Genomic DNA, 17,366 nt, shown 5'->3' on the forward strand with positions numbered 1-17,366 from the left:
ATCCACGCGTTTTTCAGACCATGAGCAAGTTCTTAAATCGTTCCCGGGGAAGATGACGCCGGTCAAAACGTAGCAATACCGCGAAGTCTTCTGGTCCGGGATCGAAATCTGCGACCCAAGCTGAACCGAGCGCTGCGCGAATAAATTCAAACAAATTCACAAATACCGACATCGTGCGTCTTCTCGGCGATAATCCCGTTTTACGCGCCATCCATGCCGGGCTACGCACCCGAGATATTCATGACCGATCAAGCCTTCCCGCAGAGCCCGCCAGAAACCGATCCGAACACTGTCACCACCGGCGTGCCCGGCCTCGACGACATCCTCGGCGGCGGCCTGATCAAGGGCGGCCTCTATCTGATAGAGGGCATGGCGGGCGCGGGCAAGACGATTTTGTCGACGCAGATGGGATTTCATCGCGTGAGCGAGGGCGATACGGTGCTCTACATCACGCTGATCGCGGAATCGCATTCGAAACTGCTGTCGCATCTCAAGGCGCTGTCGTTTTATAACGCCGACGCCATCTCGGACAAGATGCTCTTCGTGTCCGGCTATCACGAATTGATGCGCGACGGCCTGAGCGGATTCCTTGCGCTGATCGCCTCGACCATCAAGACAAGCCGGCCGCGTTTCATGGTTATCGACGGATTTCGCAGCGCACGCGAATTCAGCTCGACTGAACTCGAACTGTCACAGTTCATCCACGAATTGAGCGCATTTGTATCGGCTGCGGGCTGCACCACGCTGATCCTCGCGCCGCTGTCGGGCAACGAGCCGCATCCGGAACACACGCTGGTCGATGGTCTTATAGAACTGAACCGGTTTGCGACCGGCATGCGGCGCGCGCGGGAAATCGAAGTGCACAAGTTGCGCGCTCGCGATCATCTGCTGGGGCGGCATTCCTTCAAGATTACCGTCGACGGCCTCGTCACATTCCCCCGACTGGAAGCCCGGCCGTTACTGCGCGAAGGCGCGCCTGATTTGAAAACCAAGCTCGCGTTCGGCCTGCCGGACTTCGACGCCATGCTGAGCGGCGGCGTGGTGAAGGGCTCCACTACTACGCTGATCGGGCCATCGGGGATTGGGAAGACGCTGATATCGATGAAATTCCTGGAAGCCGGTATCGCCCGCGGCGAGCGCTGCGTGTACTTCGGCTTTTATGAATCGCCGGAACGCCTGATCGCCAAGGCGGAATCCGTATCGATCAAAGTCGCCGAAGCCGTCGCCGATGGACGCCTGATCATTGAATGGCGCCCGGCGGTCGAACTTGCGATCGATGAACTCGCCGCCGAGCTGTTATCGGTCGTGAAACGCGTTGGCGCGTCCCGGCTCGTGGTCGACGGCATCGAAGGTTTCCACGATTCGGCGAACCGGACCGAGCGCTTCGGACTTTTCCTGAACGCGCTGACGCATCGCTTGCGTCAGGAAAGCGTCACCACGCTGCTGACGGAAGAACTGCCGCTGTATGGCGACATTTCGCACGGCGGTTCAATCCGGGCATCGGCGATGACGGAAAACATCGTCCTGTTGCGATACGTCGAGACGGCAACGTCCTTGCATCGGATCATTTCGATCGTCAAGCAGCGGGAAGCGGCACATGATCCGTCGATCCGGCGCTTTATCATCGACGAAAACGGCTTGCATCTGAGCGATGGATTTGTCGGCACGACCATGCTTTTGTCGGCGCGCGGCACCATTCCGCCGACCTTGTCCCCACAGGACGCCGGCACGCGGACATGAAAAAAATCCTCGTCGTCGACGATGAATTCGACTTGCTCACCACCTGGCGGCTCGTGCTGCAGATGGAAGGCTATGAAGTCGGCACCGCGTCCAATGGCTTGCTGGCGCTGGATTCGATCCGTGCAAATCCGCCCGATCTGGTCATCACGGACTGGATGATGCCGAAAATGGACGGACTTGCACTCTGCCGCGCGCTCGCAGCCGATACCAGCCTCTCGCAGATTCCGGTTGTGCTCTCCAGCGCTGCCGCGCGCACGCCGGAAATCGAACATCCCAAACTGGAGTTTCATCGGAAGCCGCTTTCCATCGATGCGCTGATCGATATCGTCACGCGGCTGATCGGGCCGGCTTGAAGCACGACGCCTGGCGTTCTCCGAAAGCCTGGGCACGAACCCTGCTCAAATGAACTCTCCGGTACGCCGGATTATTCGATAAACCGCTTCACAGAACGGGAGGCACCATGGTGCAGGATCAGGTAGAAGGCGCGGCGCAAACCGTCGTTGGCAAGGTTCAGGATGCGGTAGGCGGACTTACCGGCGATGCTTCGACGCAGGCAGAAGGCAAGGCGCGGCAAGCGCTTGGCACGATTCAAAAGAATTACGGCGAGACGCTCGACAACGTGCGCGAAGCGGTGATTTCGCAGCCGATCAACGGCGTGCTGGTCGCCGGCGCAATCGGATTTGTGCTCGGCGCAATCTGGGCGCGGCAACGGTAATTGCGTTCGTCCGGGAAAGACCGGCTGTGCCTTTGGGTGCCGCCGGTTTTTTTTTCGTCCGGATTATTCGTTGGGAAAGGCCGGGCGCAAATGATGCTGCGTCGTAAAGATCAAAATCTTCGGAACACCACCATGACAATCACCGCGAATCGTTTATCCGACACTGAAGTGGCTGTAGAAACGACCATCTATATGTTCTCTGACAAAGTGGTTGCCGACGCGTTTCTGCTGTGCATCGGGCAGGAATCTCTTGAAACGTGCAGTGCGAATCACGCGCCAATGTCTTCGCGTGCAGCCAACGAAGACAAAGTCGATGATCTTCCGCCCGGAAGCATCATTTCGCCATCGCTGGGCGGCATGCCCTGATCGCGGCCGCTGCAAAGCGGCCATATCATTTATTTTTCGGGCTTGTCGGCTACGCGTTCGGTGGCGGGCGGGCTCGATTTGCTGGACGTCCCCTTCGATACCCCTTCCGGCTCCGAACTATGCGAGCCAAAACCGCCAGTGCCACTTGGTTCCGGCGCGCCGCCGCTGCCGAGCGGGACCTCCGCGGTTTGCTTTGGGTCTTGCTTCAGGTTGCGGTTATCGGGCTCGCCCGGTTCCAGTTTCGTGGATGCGGTCATGGTTTTTCTCCTTAGTTTGACGATGTACAGGAGTTACCGAGCAACACGCGTTCCCCTTCCGATGGCAACCAAACTCAGCGCGTCGGGTTCGAGCGCGCATTCGCGTTCCGCTGGTTCTGCCGAACCACCCAGTCGGAAAGCAGATTCGGCACGCGTGGCAGCGCGTGCGGCCAGTGCACTGCCTCCTTGACCACCTGCGCCATGACGCCGTGCGAGCTGAACTGATCCAGCGCCAGACGCAGGATTACGCGCCGGGCAATTTTCCAGACATCGATATCGGGCGAAATCCGCTGCGCCATTTCCTCGATGCTTTGCGCCGAACGCGCCAGCAATGCCGCCCGCGATGCAATCCCGGTATGGGTATCGGCGAAAGCGTGTTCCAGCGCGCCCTTGCCGAGCGCGGTGAACAGATCGGCAACAGTGCGATGTCGATGCGCATTGCCAGCAAAACGCTCCGCTTCCCGCCGATATGTCGCCTCCACTCGAACCGCGTGCTGCGCGTCATGCCGGTGTGGCGTGCCCTGCCGCATGTGTTCGCGCGCCGCCGCTTTGTGGTCGCCGCGCAAGAGCGCGTCTGCGCCGGTCAGCAAAAAACCGCGTTCGTGGGCTGGGAGAAACGTGAGCGGCGAGTCGCCGTCGAGCACCAGACGACCAAACGTATCGGGTTCGATGCTGACCGCAGCGCCCGCTGCCGCAAGCCCGGCGTGGTAGACGCCCTCGCCGAGCGCGATCTCGAAAAAGGCTTCGATCCACGTCGCGATCAGATCGGCCGGCTCGATCCCGTGCGCCCGTAACGCGGCGGTATCCGATAGTGGCACGTGGCGCACGGCTCGGGTTACGAGCGCGGTATTGCTGCAGAAATCCCAGAGTACTTCGGGCACGACCACACGGGTATCGTTGTTCACGTCGCGCAGGCGATACCGCAGGAAACTTTGATCGGCGGCGCGCTGGCGAAGGTCCAGCATCGCACTGACGGCGTCGCCCAGTCGCGCTATCAATGCACTTACGTTCTGCGCGCGCACCTCGCGCGAAAACCGCTCGGCGAGGCGCGCGGCAGCAGCCGCGACATCGAGATCCTGCGCCAGCGCCTTGCATGTATCCGCGCGCAAAAGGGTAACGCGGGCGCTGAAAGGCGAGCCGCCGGCATCCGGTCGGATCAAAGCGCGATTCGATTGCTCTGCGATCCCGCAGCGCTCGGGCTCGTCGTCCACTTCGATCAAAGCCGCGGCGCGCCCGGAAGGCAACGACACCTCGAGGGCCTGACGCAACGCGCTCCCCTTCAGTGGTTCCCTCAAAGCAGCAAGCTCGACGAATGCGACACGCAGCGCTGTCTCGGACAGAGCGGGATGCTGCGCGAGAACATTCGAAGTCATGCTCAGCACGCCGGAGAGATTCTGGAGCAGCGGTACTCGCTGGGAAAGGCTGGTAGCGCCGCTAACGCGCGCGCCGGCCGCGAACGAGCGGATAACGCGATAGAGCGGCTCGTTCCGGCCGGAATGGGTCACCCGGCTCTCACGCAAGAACAGCAAAGCAAGGCGCCAGATGCTGGAGAAACGCGGCGTCACGAGTCCGTCCGAATAAGGGAGTTGCTGATGATTGTTGCTCCTGTCGAAACGAAGGTTCTGCTGCAGCAACGTGGATTAAACCCCATGGACGTTCATCACGCAATTTGTAGTGATGCTCGCTACGCGGCCAAGCGATTGGTAAGGCGATCGGACTTAGGACATTCCAATTGGATTGCATTCCATGCGTACCGAATTGAAAAGGTAATTCGAAAAGTTAAGTTGTCGAGAGTTTTGCCCACCTAATTCTCTGAACAGCTGGCGTGGATTTAACGTACATTGGAATGCCGTTTCAGTGGCGCCGTAATTAACTAGCCAATTCCCCACAACGCTCATACAGTGAATACATAACAAATTGCAATGAAGTTTGTACGTTTAGCATGCTTTTCGAACAATAAAATAGCGTGCTTTCCCCTCGGGAATTCGAGCTTTCTTCTATTCAATTCAGCATGCCAGCCGTAATATAGTTATTGAAACGATTGGTCGGACTCATTGACAACATAAGGCCATTAGCGAAAATTAGGTTTCAATGTCCAACTGCACAGAAAAGCCACGACGCGCATAAAAAGTAAGCTTGCTGGGCACCGCATTTAACCGCAATGCTTCCTCTGAAAGCAAACACAGCATGCGTTGACGGGTTCGCGCTACGGACCAATCTCAAAAGTTGCACAGGTCCCGATCTTACGCAGATGAAGAATTACTAATTACAAACATGACCATATTAGGGCAACGAGAATAACCCGACTTACTCGTGCAAGTTTTGACGTTTTTTCCGAAATGAAATGAAGCAATCAATTATTCCGCCTTCTAACAAACAGAACAGTTCCCCCCATATGCAATTGTCAAATTTATACAAATATTGCTCTTCTGTAACAGACTGCCTTTACAGTTGTTTGGCCTGCCCTTGCAAAAATATAAGGTTGAGAAGTCCCATTAAAGATCATTGTTAAACCGCAGTAAAAACCAGGGCAACTATTCGCTCCTATGACGCCTGAAATTTGGCACGGTTCATGCTAAATTTTTAGGACTTCCTCGCCTCATTCCGATCACCTATATGCCAACCATTCAAGTTATCGAAACACATATGACAGCCCTGAGCGCGGTACTCGCCGAGTGCGCCGAGCTTAAATGTCGCGTCGAGACGGAAAGAGTGGCGGTATCGGCCATAACAGCCGCGCTTGTCGACGCCAGCGAGACGCTCGTGCAGCGCGGCTTGTTGACCCCGCAAAAGGTCGAGGGGTTGACGGTATCGATGGAAGAAAACGCACTCGATCTCAGGGCCGCACTGGACGAAGTGGATGCGTCGATCACCACTGCCATCGCCCCGGTGGAGGTTTTCACTCAGGCCACCGAGCGACTTAGAAACGTTGAAACGAGCGAGGTCTTGTCGCTGGACGCAAGCGCCGGTGAGTCCGCCGAGACACTGCCCACGCTGCTCGACACCATCGCGGCGCAGTATTCAGCGTTGTGCGAAAGACTGCTGCGCAACGTTCGCGAGCTGGCCGCCATCGCGGCTCTTCGCCTCGACGATCTGCGAGAAAAAATAAGCCTGCTGCAGTCGTCTTTCGGCGAAATCACGGCTGCAATGGCCGCGCCGGAATTCCGCCGGCGGCCGGCTCGGCATGTTGTTACGCATCATTAGCGGTTTGCCGTAACACCTGGGCCGTAACGTAACATCGACGCAAAAGCTCAAACGCCGCCGCCGTCGTGCTGCGACGCTACCAACGCCTGCGGCTGTTTGCGCGGCCTCACACGTTCGGCGGAAATGGTTGATTTCGCATTGCACTGTGGCGTGATATCGTTTTCCTGTCGGAGTTAAAACTTCCGGAAAACATCAATCATCTTCGTGAGCAATGCCATGAACGATGTACGCCACAACCTTGGCCCCAATGACCGCGTCGAATTGCTCTGCTGGCTCACCTGCGGGAGCCTCGGCGCGTATTACCTGAACGGTTCCTGGCCCACCGCATCCTTCCATGTGCAGGCTGCGCATAAATGGCTCGACCGGCATCATCGGCAAGCGGAATGGCTCGCAATTGCCAAACTGTCGGCGATTGCGTCGGACCTCGCGCAGCGGCATTCCGAACTGGTCGATGCCGATTGGGCCCGCGATGCCGTCGAAGAAATTCTCGACAGCGACGACCTCAACTACCAGTCGGAACTCGTCATGCGCGTGCTGGATGAATGCCGGCGCGCGCTCGCCGACAAACGTCCGGCGGATTGATCGAAGGCGGGCAACCGGCCTTGCACGGAACCGGCGACTAACACAAACGTATGGCGGTTCTGCGCTTAGTTTCTGCGCTTAGTTTCCGCGCTTAGTTCCTATGCTTACATACGAACCCACATGGATCGCCTCGCATCGCAAACGTTCTCATCACGCCTGTCATCTCCCGCACACATCGCAGCGACGGGCGATCGCGAATCGTTGCACATTGAGTACCGCTGGTTGAATGCCGCGCGGACCGAGGCGCCCATTGCGGTGTTCCTGCACGAAGGTCTCGGCTCGGTGGCAATGTGGAAAGACTGGCCGCAGGCGCTTTGCGATCAGCTCGGCTTTCGCGGACTGGTTTATTCGCGGCCCGGCTATGGCGCGTCCACGCCGCGCAAGCCCGGCGCCAAATGGCCCGTCGAATTCCTGCACGTTCAAGCGCAAGATGTCCTCCCGGCTCTGCTCGATGCCCTCCAGATAGACCACCTCGAACGCGCCCGGATGTGGGTGATCGGACACAGCGACGGCGGCTCTATCGCCCTGCTTTACGCGGCGGCGTTCCCCAATGCACTCGCGGGCGTCGTTGCCATCGCGCCGCATGTGTTCGTGGAGGATATATCGGTGGAGATGATCGGCCAGGCTGCGGTTCAGTACGCGCAAGGCGACTTGCGCAGCCGTTTGTCCCCGTACCACGCGGACGTGGATTCGGCCTTTTATGGATGGAACGATATCTGGCTGAACCCAGCCTTTAGAACTTGGGATATAACGGGGCTTTTATCGTCTATCGAGGTGCCACTTCTCGCGGTTCAAGGCGAGGACGACGAATATGCAACGATGGCGCAGATAGATGCCATTCCGTTGCACGTACCAAACGCGACGCTCGTGAAATTGCCCGCTTGTGGTCACTCGCCGCACAAGCAACGTCCTGAAGCGCTCGATGCCGCGATTACCCGGTTCATTATTGGGAAGCGCGAGTAAAGCATTGAGGCACAATGCGGGCAAATCCTAGTCGGGAGTACCAAATGAACCCACGCCAACCAGTCGATATTGCCCGGCATTTGCTCGTAATCGTCATCCTCATGGGATTGATGATCGGCAGCCTCTATATTCTCCGGCCATTCATCCCGGGCCTGATCTGGGCTACGACCATCGTGGTTGCGACCTGGCCTGTGATGCTCGCGGTGCAGCGCCGCGTCGGCAACCGCCGATGGGCGGCTACCGCCATCATGCTCATCATGCTGGTGATCGTGATCGTCCTGCCGCTTTACAAGGCTATCTCGACACTCGCGCTGCACGGCGGCGAGATCATGGCGGCCATCAAGAGCTTGCCGAACTATGCGCTTCCGCCACCGCCCGGCTGGATATCCGACGTTCCACTTGCGGGCCATCGCATCGCGCGTGAATGGCAGACCTTGTCCGACTCCGGTCCGGGCGGCATCCTGGCGCGGCTCGAACCGTATGTGACCATCGCCGCGCGCTGGCTGCTCGGCCATGCGGCCATAGTCGGCGTGTTCGTGATCCACATGTTCGTGACCATCATCATCTCGGGCATTCTTTATAGCCAGGGCGATCACGCGGCCCGGTTCGTCACGCGCTTCGCCGTGCGACTCGCCAATCAGCGTGGCGCCGAAGCGGTCAAGCTCGCGGGACTTGCGATCCGCGCGGTAGCACTTGGGATTGTGGTGACGGCGGTGGTGCAATCGGCTTTGGGCGGAATCGGCTTGTGGATTGCGGGCGTTCCGGCCGCCGGCATTCTGGCTGCGCTGATGCTCATGTTGTGCCTTGCGCAGATCGGCCCCTTGTTGCCCTTGCTCGGCGGCGTGGCTTATCTCTTCTGGCACGACTCGCAGCTCGCGGCCATTCTGTTGCTGGTCTGGTCGATCATGGTCGCCATGCTCGACAACTTTCTGCGGCCCATGCTGATCAAACGCGGCGTCAATCTTTCGATGCTACTAATCTTGTCCGGTGTCCTCGGCGGCATGTTCGCGTTCGGGATCGTCGGGTTGTTTATCGGGCCGGTCATTCTGGCGGTGACGTCCACGCTGCTGACAGCGTGGATCGATGAACCCGCGCCGGTGGCGCGCATCACCACGGACGAAGAGCGCGCCGTAACCTCGGAACACGCAAGAAAGGTCTAGCGCTTCGGCGCGTAGTTCGCCATGTGCTCGAAAAACCTGAGTGCGCGCGGGTCGTCGGCGTGGGCCGTATTGATGCGGACCCACGCCGAGCTCTCCCCGTTCGGCCGATAATAATTTCCTGGCGCGAGCGTGATCCCGAACTTGAGCGCCTGCTCGACCAGCACCATGGAATCGTCGATGTGCGGCACGCGCGTCCAGATGAAATTGCCGCCGCTGGGTTCATCGAATACTTCCCAGCCATGTTCCTCGATCCGCTGAACGGCCGTGGATAACGCATCGCGCACTCTTCGCCGCAGCCGCTCCAGGTATTTTCTATACGTCCCGCGCTCGAGCAGCGCCGCCACCACGCATTCGCTGAAACGCGAACCACCGAGACTGGTGAGCACTTTTACATCGACGAGATCCTTCACCAGCTCGCGCTTCGCGGCCAGATACCCAATGCGCAGCGACGACGACAAAGTCTTCGACAACCCGCCGAGATAGATCACGTGATCGAGCTGATCGAGCGACGCAAGCCGTTGCGTCGGCGTTGCCTGGAAGTCGGCGTAGATATCGTCTTCCACGATGGTGAAATCGTGCTGCTGCGCCAGCTGCAGCAACTTGAACGCCACTTGCGGCGCAATGTTGGTCGCGGTCGGATTATGAAACACCGTGTTGATAAAGAACAGTTTCGGCTTGATGGTCTTTAACAGATGCTCGGCGAAATCGACATCGGGCCCGGTTGCAAGACGCGGCACGCCGACAATCTTCATGCCCTGCAGCTTGAGCAATCCGAACAGGTTGTAATAACCGGGATCCTCCACCAGCACCGTGTCGCCGGGCTTCAGCATGAAGCGCACGATCAGGTCGAGTCCCTGGCTCGCGCCGCTCGTGACGATAATGTTCGAAACATCCGCCTCCACGCCGACGTGCGCAAGGCGCATCTGGATCTGATAACGCAGGTTTGCGTCGCCATGCGGCATCGCGTAATCGATGATGCTGCTCGGGTCTATCCGCATCACTTGCCGCACGGTTTGCGTGATGCCTTCCAGATCGCGCCATGCTTCCGGTACGAAACCGCTGCTGAGTTTCAGCGTCTCGCCGGGATAGTTGAACTGTTGCAGGATCTGGTTCGATTCCTCTTCGGCGAGGCGCGGATCCGACCCGCCGCCCGGCTCCTCGCTTCCCATGTGGTTCGCTACAAAAAATCCTGAGCCGTGCTTGGGCACGATCATTCCCAGCGACGAAAGCCGGTCGTATGCCTCGATCACCGGAAAGCGGCTGATCTGCTGGCTCGCCGCGAGCGCGCGGATGGACGGCAGTTTTGCGCCCGACAGCAACTGGCGCGTGCGGATCAGGTTCGTGATGCCCGACACGAGCTGGTCGGTCATCGGAACGCCGCTGCTTGCGCTGATTTCGAGGTTCATCGTCGTCTGATCTTTGGAAGTGTGCAGGGAAAATCACTGAACAGTGCGGCACAACTGTTCGTGACTGTACATTTTCAAGATTGAAGTTTAAATAAATAATGCAGTCAAGAGGCCGTCTCTTTCTGAGCGGCCAGGATGGGAGAGCGACATGCGTGAAATCCGGACCTTGGAGCAGCAACCCAGCGAGGCGCCAGCCTGCTGGCTGATCGACCGGCCTCATACCTTGACTGTGTGCCGGGGAACAGTGTGGGTCACCATTGAAGGCGACACTGCCGACTGGTGGCTGCGAGCAGGCGATACACTCGAACTTCCGCCACGATCAAAAGTGTGGATCAGCGCGTCGGAACCGGACAGCCGTTTCATGCTGGCATCGGCGCCGGTGTTTTCGAGCATGCGCCGCTTCGCATTGCCGCTTTACTGGATGCTGGCGCGTTTGGGTCAGCGCAGGACGCGGGCAATGTGAATGCATGGGGCCGGCCAGCCCTGACCATTCAATGAATGCAGATAAAAGAATATGAACGATCGAATTCCGTCCTTCAACTCTTCAGGTACATCCAGCGCATTCGGCGTGGCGTGTCCTTCGGTGCTGCCGCTTTCATCGATCCTTCCCGAAGAGCCGCTCCTCATGATGGGCGCCGGCCCCGTGCCGATCCCCGATGCCGTCGCGAAAGCCAACGGCGTGGTGATCAACCATCTCGGTTCGACCATGGCCGCGGTTATTGGCCAGGTTAAAACCATGGCGCGTTACGTGTTCCAGACGGAATCGAAATGGGTGATGGGCGTGGCGGGTCCGGGATCGGGCGCGATGGAAATGGCGATCACGAACCTGGCGTGGAAGGATTCGCGCGTGCTCAGCATCTGCAATGGCTTTTTCAGCGAGCGCATGGCGGAAATGGCGCGGCGCACGGGCGCGGTCGTCGAGACGCTGAAAGTCAGCGACGGAAGCGCCGCCGATACGGCAAAAGTCGCGGAGGCAATCGAGCGCTTCCGGCCGGAAGTCGTCACCATCGTGCATGGCGAAACGTCTAACACGGTCTGGAACCGCAGCCTCGAATCCATCGCGGCGGTGGCGAGCGCGGCGGGTGCGCTGGTTGTCGTCGATGCCGTCTGCACGCTCAGTACCATGCCCCTGCCGATGGACGCGTGGGGTATCGATGCGGTCATCACGGGCGGCCAGAAAGGTCTGTCGTCCATCCCGGGCGTGTCGCTGCTCGCGTTCTCCGAAAAAGCGTGGGACCGCATCACGTCGCGTCCCGTGCCGCATACGCACTGGTGCTTCGACGCGTCGCTCGCGGCCAACTTCTGGCATAACGCGTCTTATCACTACACGGCGCCCGTGTCCGGCGTGCTCGCGCTGCATGAAGCGTTGCGTTTGGTCTGTGCTGAAACTTTGGAACGCCGTTTCGCGCGGCATCTGCGATGTTCGACGGCGCTGCAAGCAGGCGTCGAAGCGCTTTCCTTGAAGCTGTACGTGCCGAAAGAGAGCCGCCTGAATTCGGTTGTCGGTATCGAGGTGCCGAAGGGCGTGACCGGCGCGGATATCTGCGCGCATATCTCGCGCAAACATCATGTGGAAATTGCGGGTTCGTTCGGTGCTCCGATCGTGCGGATCGGGCAGATGGGCGAGCAATGCCGCGAGCATCATCTGTTCCGTACCATTCACGCGCTCGGCCGCACGATGGTCGATCTCGGCGTTCCGGTCGATCTTCCGAGCGGTGTCGCGGCATTGGAAAGGTCGTTATCGGCTGCTTGATGATTTTGCTGGTCTCTTTATGAATCAAAGCCCGCTGAATGCGGGCTTTTGCATTTCATGACTATCCCCGATTGAACGCATTAACAAAACAATTGAAGCGCGCCATATCAGTTACGGTCATCTGATTTCTAAAATAAACCGGGTCATTTAATAACTTCTCGTCGATCGATAATTAAAGGCTTGAAGAAGCGCTTGCCAGTTGTTAAGTTAGGCGAATTCCCAACCGATCCGTAAGCCGCTGCAGATCCTTGCTGCACATCCTTACCACGTATGCCACACAGGCACGAAGGCTGAACCGCACCATTCAACAAAGAGCAACGTACCGCATTTAATTTCGCTCATGAAAAATCCGTAACCAATACCGTCTTCGCGATTAATTCAACGCCTTATCGGCGTGAAGCTCCGGAATATTTCTAATTCATTTTAAATTGCGATCACCCGATCGCGGAGTTGCTTTTCGCCTGGAGAAAGTCCATGAACACGGTTTCATCGAAACAAACATCGGCCGCCACATTCCAGCTCGGTGGTCCGCGAGCCTGGTGGATATGGGCGTTGTCGGTCGCGTTCGTCATCTATCTTTTCAGCGTGCAAACGGGATATTCGATCGTCAATCCCGAAGTGAAAAAAAGCGCGTCGCTGAGCGTGGATCAGGTTGCCACCATCGCGGCTGTCTATACGTGGGTCTTCGCGGTTTGCCAGTTTTTCGGCGGCGCATTGCTCGACCGGCTGGGCGCGCACAAGGTCTTGCCCATATCCGTGGTGCTGGTCACCGCGGGCGTGTTCCTGTTCGCGAACGCGCAGAGCTACGGCACGCTGCTCGTCTCGCAGTTCGTCATGGCCGTGGGCGCGTGCACCGGCTTCGTGGGCGCCGGTTATATAGGCGGGCAATGGTTCGGCATGGGGCGCTTCAACTTCATGTTCGGGCTCGTGCAATTCGCGGCGTCGCTATCGTCGGCGTTTTCGGTCAACGCACTGCAATGGGGTCTCAGCGAAATTCCATGGCGCGAACTGTTCAATTTTGTCGGCGCGGCGGGCGTGGTGCTGTCCGTGCTCGCGTTCCTCTTCCTGAAAAATCCGACGCCGGTTGAATCCACCGGCGCCGGTGGCGCGGCCGCGTTTGTTCATTCCGTGCTCGATGCGCTTTTGCAAGTCGCAAAGATCCCGCATGTCTGGTTTTCCGCGCTGATCTGCGCGGCATTGTTCGGCAGCATGCTCGCCGGCGGCGTGGTCTGGACGCCGATGCTCATGGAAACACTCGGCGCGTCGCCCGGAACCGCGGCGTTCAGTTCGTCGCTGCTGTGGCTGGGACTTGCAGCAGGCTGTCTCGTCATCCCGGCTCTTTCCGACAGAATCGAACGGCGCAAGTTGCCGATCATCGTCGGCATCGCGGTGCAACTGGCTTGTCTGGGCGCGCTGTTATACGTGCCGTCCTTGCCCATTCCCGTTGCAATGGTGCTCAACTTCATTTTTGGCTTTGCCAACGCTGCGCACATGCTTACGTTCAGCAGCGCGGCCGACGTGGTGCCGCCGCAACTGATCGGTACATCGGCGGCATTTGTAAACGGCCTTGCGTTCATTGCGGGCGGCATCATGATCGCGGCGCCCGGCTCGAGAGTGGTGTCCGGCGTCGCTGCGGGACTGACCGACCATACGCTCGCCATTGCCGAATACGCCGCGGCGCCGATCCTCTACGCGCTGATTGCCGCGTTTGTCATCTCGCTGATCATGAAGGAATCGCATCCGGCCCGTCGCCACTGACCTTTCCCCCGACACGAAAGCCGGCCGCCCGGCCGGCGCACTTTCCAGGAACTCGACATGACTTCACTCAAAGCATTGCGTGCCGACGTGGTGACCTTCAACGGCGACCCGTTTCTTCAGGCGCCCGAGCAATGCCTCGTGCACATCCCTGATGCCATCGTGGTGCTCGACAACGGCAAGATCGTCGATATCGGCCCTGCAGCCGAAGTGACACCGCGTCTGCCTGCGGGAACCCAGGTTCAGCACTATCCGGACGCGATCATTTCGGCGGGGTTTATCGATACTCACATTCACTATCCGCAAACCGAGATGATCGGCGCGTATGGCGAACAATTGCTGGAATGGCTCAACACGTACACGTTCGTCGCCGAGCAGAATTTCGCCGATAAAAACCATGCCGACATGGTCGCCAAGGTTTTCCTGCGCGAACTGCTGCGCGCGGGCACGACCACGGCCGCTGTGTATTGCACCGTGCATCCCGGCTCGGTGGATGCGTTCTTCGAGGAATCGTCGCGCTTCAACACCCGCATGGTCGCGGGCAAGGTGCTGATGGATCGCAACGCGCCCGCCGCATTGCTCGATACCGCCGAACTCGCCTACTCCATGAGCTCCGACCTGATCGCAAAGTGGCACAAGCGCGGTCGCCAACTCTATTGCATCACGCCGCGCTTCGCGCCTACGAGCACCGACGCCCAGCTCGATGTCTGCGGCACGCTGCTCAAGGAAACACCCGATGCCTACGTGCAAACGCATTTGTGCGAGAACGTCGATGAAATCGCGTGGGTCATGTCGCTCTTCCCCGAGCGCAAAAGTTATCTGGACGTGTACGCGCACGCGGGCATTGTCGGGCCGCGCTCGATATACGGCCACGGCATTCACCTCACCGAAGACGATCTCTGCACGTGTCATCAGACCGGAGCGGCGCTGGCGCATTGCCCGACATCGAATTTCTTCCTCGGCAGCGGCCTGTTCCGTATCTTCGATGCCAAGAATCCGAAGCGCCCCGTTCGCGTCGGTCTGGGCACCGACGTGGGCGCGGGCACGAGCTTTTCGCAACTGCAATCGCTCAACGAAGCCTACAAGGTCGCGCAGATGAACCAGACGAAGCTCAACGCAATCCAGGCGTTCTACCTCGCCACGCGCGGCGGCGCGGAAGCGTTGTACTTGCAGGACAGGATCGGCACGGTGGCGAAGGGTTTTGAGGCCGATCTCGTGATCCTCGACAAGAAGGCAACGCCGCTGATGTCGTTCCGCTCGGGATATTGCAAGGACATCGTGGAACAGCTTTTCGTGCTGATGACCCTCGGCGATGACCGCGCGATCAAAGCCACGTACGTGGCGGGCGAACAGGTCTACGAACGCAGTCCGTCAGGCGATGGATTCCGTTATCCGCTGGCTGCCTGAGTCCAGGCACGACTTATTTTCTTTCATGCAGGCTGGAACGGCGATCCGCACCGCGCGGTGCGATCCGCGTTCGTTCGCCTGCTTTTTTGCTGGTCGGGGGACGCGTGAAGAACTGCTTCAGTTTTGGTTCAAAGGGGATCGCGGCGCTCGCGTCCGTGCTCACCACAGGAATGTTCTATAGCGGCGCCGCGAGCGCGCAATCGAGCATCCAGCTTTACGGACAAGTCGATGCCTGGGTTGGCGCACAGAAATTCCCCGGCGGCGAGCGCGCGTGGACGCTGGGCGGCGGCGGCATGTCGACATCGTATTGGGGCTTGAAGGGCGCGGAAGACCTCGGCGGCGGATACAAAGCCATCTTCGCGCTCGAAGACTTTTTCCGGCCGCAAAACGGCGCCTACGGCCGCTTTCAAGGCGACTCGTATTTCTCGCGCGATGCGTACGTCGGCATTCAGTCGCCGGATGGAACCGTGACGGCTGGACGGCTTACCACGTCGCTGTTTGTATCGACGATCCTCTTCAATCCCTTCGCCGATTCCTACACATTTTCGCCGATGGTCTACCACGTGTTCCTCGGCCTGGGCACGTTCCCCGCCTACGCGACCGATCAGGGCGTGGTCGGCGATTCCGGCTGGGACAACGCGATCGCATACTCAACGCCGGACTATCACGGCCTGAGCGGCACCGCGATGTACGCATTCGGCAACAAGGCGGGCGAAAACGGCCAGCACAAACTGAGCGCGCAATTCCAGTATTTCAGCGGGTCGCTCGCGGCAACAGGCGTCTACCAGTACGTCAACTTCAATACCCAACCCGACGACCTCAGCTCGCTGGTTTCCGGCATGCAAAGCCAGGCCGTGGCGCAACTCGGCGTGTCCTACGACTTGCGCGTGGTCAAGCTTTTCGGCCAGTACATGTACACCGACAACACCGTGCGCACCGGCAACTTTCATATCAACACGGCGCAGGGCGGCGTGACGGTGCCGCTCGGACCTGGCTCCGTGATGGCGTCCTACGCGTATTCGCGCGACGGAGGCGGCCTCGACCAGACGCGGCAAACCTGGGCGCTGGGCTACGACTATCCGTTATCGAAACGCACCGACCTTTACGCCGCGTACATGAACGACCGGTTCACCGGGCAATCGACGGGAGATACCTTCGGCGCCGGCGTGCGCGCGAAGTTTTAGCGTTCTCCGCGAACCGGCGTAAGGTTCGCCGCGGGGTTTTGCTCGCATTTCGCGCCAATCTGCTGCGCCATGCGCGCAATCGCGATGCAAATCCGCTTCTCGCGGCGCGCGTCCATGCGTCCCACCGGCACGCTGGTGCTCACCGCCAGCCGCTTGCCGTGCGGTGTTTCGCCAACGTACGCCGCAAAACATGTCAGCCCCGCTGCCGCTTCTTCACACTCGCTCGCAAGCCCGGTTTCGCGGACGCGCGCAAGTTCCCGCAGCAAGGCCGCGCGCCGCGTGATCGTTCGCGGCGTTGTGGCCGTGAGCCTGTCGGGCAGCAACTGGAGCAATTGTTCGTCGGGAAGGGTCGCGAGCAAGGCCTTGCCGAGCGCGCATGAATGCGCGGGCAGCCGCGATCCCAGATCGGATACAAGCCGCACCGCCCGTCGCGAATCTTCCCGCGCGATATACACCACGTCGCGGCCATCGAGCGTGGCAAGCTGCACGACCTCGTTGTGCGTCGCAACAAACGCCGCTGCCTGCAAGCGGAACGCGGCTTGAAAACCATCGTGGCGAACGAACGCGTTTCCCAGCTCGAACAGCTTCACGCCGATGATGTAACCATCGCCCCGCTTTTCGATCCAGAACTGACGCTCGAGCGAATCCAGTAGCAGATATAACGTGCTGCGCGATAAACCCGTGGCCTCGTGCAACGCCGACGCACGCACGGGCGTGCGCGCATTGGCAAGGACTTCGAGCACGTCGTTGGCGCGCCGCAGCGCGGGCACTTCGTAGGGGCGGTCAGGGGTTTCGGTTTTCATCATGAGCGTCCACTTTTCTGTCCAACCAGTTGGAATTATCTACAACATAATGGACAACTCGATACCCCGAT

17 protein-coding genes are annotated in these 17,366 nt (G+C 59.3%); 13 read left to right on the top strand and 4 right to left on the bottom strand.

Translation table 11 applies throughout. The annotated features are described in order from the left end of the window. Window positions 1-240: 240 nt before the first annotated feature. From ASG35_RS21870 to ASG35_RS21885, 4 genes are all read left to right on the top strand, one after another. Window positions 241-1,740: an ATPase domain-containing protein gene (locus ASG35_RS21870; RefSeq protein ID WP_056363737.1), complete on the top strand. Its 1,500-nt coding sequence runs from the start codon at window positions 241-243 to the stop codon at window positions 1,738-1,740. Then, entirely contained in the window at window positions 1,737-2,093 is a 357-nt protein-coding gene (locus tag ASG35_RS21875; protein ID WP_056362597.1) for a response regulator, read from the top strand. The genes ASG35_RS21870 and ASG35_RS21875 overlap by 4 nt, the downstream gene beginning before the upstream one ends. A 107-nt stretch (window positions 2,094-2,200) precedes the next feature. Continuing rightward, window positions 2,201-2,455: a CsbD family protein gene (locus ASG35_RS21880; RefSeq protein ID WP_056362599.1), complete on the top strand. Its 255-nt coding sequence runs from the start codon at window positions 2,201-2,203 to the stop codon at window positions 2,453-2,455. A 132-nt stretch (window positions 2,456-2,587) separates the two neighbouring features. Beyond that, a complete protein-coding gene (locus tag ASG35_RS21885) occupies window positions 2,588-2,821 on the top strand; it encodes a hypothetical protein (RefSeq protein ID WP_056363739.1) in 234 nt (77 codons plus the stop codon). Window positions 2,822-2,850: 29 nt separating this feature from the next. Here the strand turns inward: ASG35_RS21885 and ASG35_RS21890 are convergent, their stop codons facing one another. Both ASG35_RS21890 and ASG35_RS21895 read right to left on the bottom strand, forming a co-directional pair. Continuing rightward, window positions 2,851-3,078: a hypothetical protein gene (locus tag ASG35_RS21890; protein ID WP_056362602.1), complete on the bottom strand. Its 228-nt coding sequence runs from the start codon at window positions 3,076-3,078 to the stop codon at window positions 2,851-2,853. Between the two features lie 74 nt (window positions 3,079-3,152). Then, complete coding sequence (locus ASG35_RS21895; protein WP_235527672.1) at window positions 3,153-4,451, bottom strand: AarF/UbiB family protein; 1,299 nt, start codon at window positions 4,449-4,451, stop codon at window positions 3,153-3,155. 1,273 nt (window positions 4,452-5,724) lie between these two features. On the opposite strand from ASG35_RS21895, the gene ASG35_RS21900 reads away from it, so the two are divergent. From ASG35_RS21900 to ydiK, 4 genes are all read left to right on the top strand, one after another. Further along, complete coding sequence (locus tag ASG35_RS21900) at window positions 5,725-6,282, top strand: hypothetical protein (protein WP_056362606.1); 558 nt, start codon at window positions 5,725-5,727, stop codon at window positions 6,280-6,282. Window positions 6,283-6,498: 216 nt separating this feature from the next. Continuing rightward, window positions 6,499-6,864: a hypothetical protein gene (locus ASG35_RS21905; protein ID WP_056362609.1), complete on the top strand. Its 366-nt coding sequence runs from the start codon at window positions 6,499-6,501 to the stop codon at window positions 6,862-6,864. A gap of 120 nt (window positions 6,865-6,984) precedes the next feature. Beyond that, the gene (locus tag ASG35_RS21910) at window positions 6,985-7,827 is read left to right on the top strand and encodes an alpha/beta fold hydrolase (protein WP_056362612.1); all 843 of its coding nucleotides are present in this window, start codon (window positions 6,985-6,987) and stop codon (window positions 7,825-7,827) included. Between the two features lie 44 nt (window positions 7,828-7,871). Further along, a complete protein-coding gene (ydiK, locus tag ASG35_RS21915) occupies window positions 7,872-8,987 on the top strand; it encodes an AI-2E family transporter YdiK (RefSeq protein WP_056362615.1) in 1,116 nt (371 codons plus the stop codon). Here ydiK and ASG35_RS21920 read toward each other — a convergent pair. After that, window positions 8,984-10,393, bottom strand: a complete 1,410-nt coding sequence (locus ASG35_RS21920; RefSeq protein WP_056362617.1) for an aminotransferase-like domain-containing protein — start codon at window positions 10,391-10,393, stop codon at window positions 8,984-8,986. The two genes, ydiK and ASG35_RS21920, sit on opposite strands and share 4 nt — an antisense overlap. A gap of 148 nt (window positions 10,394-10,541) precedes the next feature. On the opposite strand from ASG35_RS21920, the gene ASG35_RS21925 reads away from it, so the two are divergent. From ASG35_RS21925 to ASG35_RS21945, 5 genes are all read left to right on the top strand, one after another. Beyond that, window positions 10,542-10,856 (top strand): DUF2917 domain-containing protein, encoded by a 315-nt coding sequence (locus ASG35_RS21925; RefSeq protein ID WP_082508546.1) that lies wholly within the window; start codon window positions 10,542-10,544, stop codon window positions 10,854-10,856. A 51-nt stretch (window positions 10,857-10,907) separates the two neighbouring features. Beyond that, window positions 10,908-12,146 carry a pyridoxal-phosphate-dependent aminotransferase family protein gene (locus ASG35_RS21930; protein WP_082508547.1) on the top strand — a complete coding sequence of 413 codons (1,239 nt, stop codon included), beginning with the start codon at window positions 10,908-10,910 and terminating at the stop codon, window positions 12,144-12,146. 474 nt (window positions 12,147-12,620) lie between these two features. Then, window positions 12,621-13,904, top strand: a complete 1,284-nt coding sequence (locus ASG35_RS21935; protein ID WP_056362622.1) for an MFS transporter — start codon at window positions 12,621-12,623, stop codon at window positions 13,902-13,904. A gap of 57 nt (window positions 13,905-13,961) precedes the next feature. Next, window positions 13,962-15,308 carry a guanine deaminase gene (guaD, locus tag ASG35_RS21940; RefSeq protein ID WP_056362625.1) on the top strand — a complete coding sequence of 449 codons (1,347 nt, stop codon included), beginning with the start codon at window positions 13,962-13,964 and terminating at the stop codon, window positions 15,306-15,308. Between the two features lie 104 nt (window positions 15,309-15,412). Continuing rightward, entirely contained in the window at window positions 15,413-16,492 is a 1,080-nt protein-coding gene (locus ASG35_RS21945) for a porin (RefSeq protein ID WP_442854853.1), read from the top strand. Here the strand turns inward: ASG35_RS21945 and ASG35_RS21950 are convergent. Beyond that, window positions 16,489-17,298, bottom strand: a complete 810-nt coding sequence (locus ASG35_RS21950; protein ID WP_442854854.1) for an IclR family transcriptional regulator — start codon at window positions 17,296-17,298, stop codon at window positions 16,489-16,491. The two genes, ASG35_RS21945 and ASG35_RS21950, sit on opposite strands and share 4 nt — an antisense overlap. Window positions 17,299-17,366: the final 68 nt, after the last annotated feature.

This window comes from Burkholderia sp. Leaf177 (genome assembly GCF_001424345.1).
Taxonomy (GTDB): domain Bacteria; phylum Pseudomonadota; class Gammaproteobacteria; order Burkholderiales; family Burkholderiaceae; genus Caballeronia.